Genomic DNA, 5264 nt, shown 5'->3' with positions numbered 1-5264 from the left:
GCGCCTGCAGCCGATTTTAGGAGGCTAATGGAAAGCATCGATCTTTTCCTTATGCAACGCAAATTGCCGCTGGCAGCAAAGCTGAGCGGTGTGTAGTGGTTAGAGAAGGGAAGTTAAGAGGAATTTAAAAGCCTTGCTCTTGCAAGGCTTGTGGTTGGTTATGTGTTTTTCTCACTATTGTCTGATGAAGTATGTGGTGAGTCATTTTTCTGCTAGTGACAGTTATTCAATCATCTCTCCGGACTCCTGCTCTTGGGAAATCGCCGCTTCATCGATGTTACGCTGCGCTTCTTGGTCTTGCTCATGAGCATGTTGATGGGCTTTGTTCTCTTCACGCATCTGCGTCACCGTGTCACTTTTCAGTGCGTATTTCATCGGTTTGGTCTCGGCGTGCATCTGCTCGTCATTCTCAAACTGTGACTCCTGCACCTTAATTAATGCTTGGCGCTCTTCAGTGCTGAGGTGTTGAGTGGGCGCGACGCATTCGTGATATATCGCTTGCTCATAGGCGGTGTTCATGGCGGCAGAGAAGACAATGTCGCGCTTATTAAAGGGCGCGCAAATATCGCGCATCTTATCAAAGTGCAAATCCAGCTTCGTGATAAGACTGACGCCAGGCGTGCGCAGGTAGCATTGCAGGTCATCCAGCGCTTGAATTTCACTGGCAGAGACCACGGGACGCGTAATGGTCTGGTGACCTAAAGACACCCCATCACGTAAGGTGTTGGCGCCATAGGAGATGTTCTCTTTGGAAATATCAACTTCTTGCTCCCCAAGATCTTTAGAGGAGATACGAGCCATCGGCTCTGATGGCGCGCGGAAGAAAAATCGTGTGTTGAGCAGGTCAAACATTTCATCGGCAGCGTTCTTACCGTAGGTTTTGACGAGTTGAGCATAAGACTGGATACCAATCAGATAACAGCCCCCAAACTTTCTTACTTCAGAAATGATGGTGCCCAGCTCAGGGAGTTTATGCAGACTGGGCATTTCATCCATGACTACCCAGATACGGCGACTTTCATCAGGCTTCATCCCTAATATGGCATTGGAGGCGATGGCCAGCCAAGTGGAAATCAGCGGTCGCAGGGAAGCGTGTTGCTGGGCATTACTGGATAAAAACAAAAAGCCTCGCTTCTTATCGTTTTGCACCCAATCGGTGATAGAGAAGCGTTGTTTGAGCGCATCAGGCCGGTTTGGGCTATCCAGCCCATCAAGAAAGCGTAAGCTTTTAATGTAGGTGGCGAGTACCGACTTAATGGAAATGGCGGTCTTCTTAATGTCCCCAGAGACGAGGGAGGTCGCTTCTGTGCCTTTTAAGAAACTCCCTAACGCTTCCAGCTCTGAGGTCAGGATTAAGCTGAGCAGTCTAGCGGTGGTTTTAGGTTGGTTATCTTGACTCATTCGGTACGCGGATGAAGAGAAGATGGTGCGAGCGGAATCGACCCAGAACGGGTCACCTTCACCATGTTGAGGGATAAGCGCAGCGGCCATGTTCTCAAAGTCAGGCGCATCCTTGGCATCACACCAGATATCCCAATGAGCGCAGCGGTCATCAAAGGGGTTTAAAATCACATCGGTATCAGGGTTGTAGAACTTACTGACAAAGGTGCAGCCTTTATCGTAGACGATGGCTTTGTCGCCTCGCTTACGTATCCAGCGAAGCAGTTTGCGTATCATGACGGATTTCCCTGCGCCTGTGGTGCCATCAATGAGCAGGTGCTGCACTTCAAAGTCTTGTTTGCTGAGCGCGTGGCCATCAATCTTAAAGCTCGATATCGAGCCATCCCCATACCCGCGTTTTTTGTTGACCTTAGCGCGCTTAATCAGTGTTTTGGTTATCACTTTCGGCTCGGCCAACTGAAAGCCGCGAATGTGTTTGTCTTCACTTTGCTTTTGACCTTGTCGGTTAAAGAAATGCATGATGGTCCAACCCACCAAACAGACGCTAAAGAAGGCGGCCACAAAGGCGAGCTGCGCTATCATGGCGAAGTGCGCCCAATCGTTGTAGAGCATGGTGTTATTGGCAAAATTAACGATGGTGTTTTTATAGGTGGTGCCGTGGTAAATCATGGTGGAGGTGGCACTGTCCGCAGGATGAAGCAACATCAGGATTTGGAACTTGAGATAGAAAAAGGCGTTCAGCAAGGTGTCCGTGCTGGTTGCTAGCCAGGTGTACAGCAACGTCAATACGAACGCGAGGAACATCGCGAGTTTGACTACCCAGCCTTGGATTTGAAAGAACATGCGTAAGTTATGAAAGACAATTTGTCCTCCACGAGTGGTGTAATTGGTGTTGGCCATCGGCTTGAGTCCTTAAAGGTAAGTCATTTAACATAGGTCAAGTGATAAACGTGACGTCAGAGTACGCCTTCTTTGGAGGGGGGTGGTGTCACTTGACATAAGGATGTGTTAGGGTGTGCGCGCTGTAGTCGTGCTTTGATTGAGTAAGAGGTGTCATCACCTACTTTTGATGTGCTTGGCTTGTCGTATCAAACGGCTACAGCCTTGTCATACTAAAGTTTATTCGATGAAATTTTTTCTATGGTTTCATTCAGGTAGGATCGGTAAGCTATAAGTGCGCTGTAGCAGGGCTCGCCCCGTTTTCTCGGTGGCAATCTTCATTCTGTTATAGGTATGATCATGGTCATGAACAAGGACGTTGTGTAACAGGATGAGAGTTGGCTACAGCGTCATTGCTTGAAGCGGTGTTCTTGCTTTTGTGGTCAACTTGACCCGGTCAATCTATCCAGATATTGATGCTTTGTTAAACTCTCCGTCGTTCGGTCAAGCTATCGATAGGATTGGCCCGTTTATTGGTGGTATCTGATTGATGTCGTTCATCAAATGGCGGTTATCCCCCCGTTTGGTTGGATATCCGGTAGGTAACTTACCTTTTGCTGAGAACTTGCACCAGTTTGAGGTGTTCTGTGGCGGTCAAAGGGTCAGGCACGTCTACAATGGTGAGTTGAAGTAGCGCTTTAGCTTGCGTTTGGTTGATGTGCAAGTATTGTTGTACGTTATAGAACAATTTGGAAAAGCTAGGATTATTCAATACTAGGGGCTTTTTGCCTTTGACGCGAAGCTCAAAGCGGTCAATGACGTAATCGTCTTCGCCATCTTCTAAGCAAACCCAGTCGTCTGTGTGATGGTTTGTCATAATACGCTGTTTTCTTGTAAAAACTATTATCTATATTGCTGAGGCTCTATTACTTTATATTAACAGACGTGATGATGCTTAGACTCCATCATCACCTTTCCGACATTCTATAGCTCCCTGAGCTAACGACAACTTTATTATCGATAATGTTACTTTACCGAAAGTCACCCCCACATGGCTTTCGGTTTTTTTTGAGTTATTGTGTTTAAGTCACTTTGTTGCACAATAAGGGGGGATTATTGTCTGCTCCTTGTTTTTCGGAATTATAACAATAAAGGACTCATTGAGTCCGACCACCCACATTTTCGAGAGTGTCATGTCAGGTGGCCTCTCGTTTTTTTATTTCTCAGACAAGGTTAGTGGTTTTCCATCTTCTCCAAGAACCGCATTGGCTAGGCGCTGTCCGACCAAGCGCATAGCGAGTGAAGGTGACACCGCTTTTTGGTCTCCTTTCAGTGCTTGAAATCGACCTTCCCAGGCGTTGTCGATGTATCGACCATCCTGAGTGAACTGAATGATGATTTTTTGCATGTATTATTCCTTCTATCAGGCTAAGGTCAAAACGGTGACCTTATACTAAGCGTAGTCGTCTTGACTACGCTCGGCGGCTTAGCAAGCTTAGTGTTCAAATTTGAAAGGTAGACGAAGCTTACTGCTCTTTAAAGGATTGTTTCACCTGTGCAATGGCTTGTTTGATTTGCAATGGGTCGGCCCCAAATATCACATGAATATTGTCAGCCGTAGGGTGCTGGGTTGGCATCACAATCAGAGCAGGCGTCCCTCTAAAGCCTAGCGTTTGGAATAACGTCATGGTGTGATTGATTTCATTGTCAGACAGCGTCAAATCATCGACTGAGAGTGATAAGTCAGCCAGCGCAGTATGAATGTCCTTTTCAGTGAAGCGTCCTTCGTTATGTCCGGTGGCAAAGAGCGCACGATGGTAACTATCATAGGCGTGCATACCTTTTGCCTCATAGACTGCATTACCGATTTTCGCTGCGAGCGTACTCACAGGCCAGCGACTGCCAAATATCGGGGTTTCATGGAAGATGAATTGCAGCTGGCTGTCTTGGCTGAGGTCATTGATAACTGGCGCCAGTTTGGAGCAGAAAACGCATTGATAGTCGAAGAACTCAACGACAGTAACGGGGGCGTCAGAATGCTTAGCGACTACGATGCCTTGTTTAACGGCATCGAGCTGGTCAAGCACCAACTCTGAGGCTTGAGTTTTCTGTACCGTCTCTTGCTGAGCTTGGTAAGCATTGGCCATCTGTTGTAAAAACTCAGGGTGAGCCAGAAGGTCGGCTTTGGTGTCTTTGATGGTTTTACTTTCAAATTTAGGCATCATAACAGTTTGTACGTACATGAGGCTTAATCCCGCCCCTAATAAGGCACAGAGAAGAAAAGCAAGAAGAAAAGAAATAAATGATTTCATTAGCATGACTCTTAAAACAATTCCCCCAAACTTAAGGGGATGGGTGCGAGTGAGATGACGAGTAAACACGACGGGCCTTTTTTTGTGTTGTTGGCACAGCACATAGAGCATACTCAGGACGTACTGCGTCAGCGAAATGAAGACCGTTAAAACAAGTGAATGCCGCCAGAAGAAGAGGTCGGGTAATTCACATGAGACACTTTACCAGCCGCATCAAATTTCACGGTCATGGTATTCCAGCGATTGGTCCAATAGACCCAAGTCCGGCTTGCCATTGGTTTTGGCGTTCTAAAGACGGGTGGGTAACCCATAGCCTGTATAACGGCGGCTTTTGTCATGCCGATTTCTGCTTCTCCATCACTGATGCCTTGCTTGTCAATGTCGCTGAGCGTATTGGAGAGCGGAGCGCATGTCGTGCCAAAATATTTTTGAATGTTCTGAGCAAAATCAGGTGTGCGTTTATGCCAATAATAGCGATAGGTTTGGCCTGTGTCTTTGACGGTGAACTCCATGAGTTTTGTGGTGGCGGAGAGCACATCGACTTCGGTACAGCGAGGGATGAAACCGCCTTGCTGATAATTTTAGGAGTAGAGTTTTGCGCGCGTTCCGTCAGGGTGTAAGTTCACTAAGGTATACACAGGTTTGTTGGATTCTACCAAATGATTATGTTGT

General features: G+C 47.0%; 5 protein-coding genes. All 5 read right to left on the bottom strand.

The features are described 5' to 3' along the window. Positions 1–222: 222 nt before the first annotated feature. The 5 genes from traD to HW45_RS02855 all read right to left on the bottom strand — a co-directional run bounded on the left by traD (position 223) and on the right by HW45_RS02855 (position 5128). Complete coding sequence (gene traD, locus HW45_RS02875) at positions 223–2301, bottom strand: type IV conjugative transfer system coupling protein TraD (RefSeq protein ID WP_038224575.1); 2079 nt, start codon at positions 2299–2301, stop codon at positions 223–225. A 586-nt stretch (positions 2302–2887) separates the two neighbouring features. Beyond that, positions 2888–3157, bottom strand: a complete 270-nt coding sequence (locus HW45_RS02870) for a hypothetical protein (protein ID WP_038224573.1) — start codon at positions 3155–3157, stop codon at positions 2888–2890. Between the two features lie 339 nt (positions 3158–3496). Then, the gene (locus HW45_RS02865) at positions 3497–3688 is read right to left on the bottom strand and encodes a hypothetical protein (protein WP_038224571.1); all 192 of its coding nucleotides are present in this window, start codon (positions 3686–3688) and stop codon (positions 3497–3499) included. Between the two features lie 118 nt (positions 3689–3806). Continuing rightward, entirely contained in the window at positions 3807–4592 is a 786-nt protein-coding gene (locus HW45_RS02860) for a DsbA family protein (protein WP_051867694.1), read from the bottom strand. Positions 4593–4738: 146 nt separating this feature from the next. Continuing rightward, complete coding sequence (locus HW45_RS02855) at positions 4739–5128, bottom strand: hypothetical protein (protein ID WP_051867692.1); 390 nt, start codon at positions 5126–5128, stop codon at positions 4739–4741. Between the last annotated feature and the right edge of the window lie 136 nt (positions 5129–5264).

It is taken from the genome of Vibrio sp. ER1A (assembly GCF_000733315.1).
In the GTDB taxonomy this organism is placed as follows: Bacteria; Pseudomonadota; Gammaproteobacteria; order Enterobacterales; family Vibrionaceae; genus Vibrio; species Vibrio mediterranei.
Note: the sequence above shows the minus strand (reverse complement) of the source record. Positions and strands in the feature narration are given on the sequence as shown.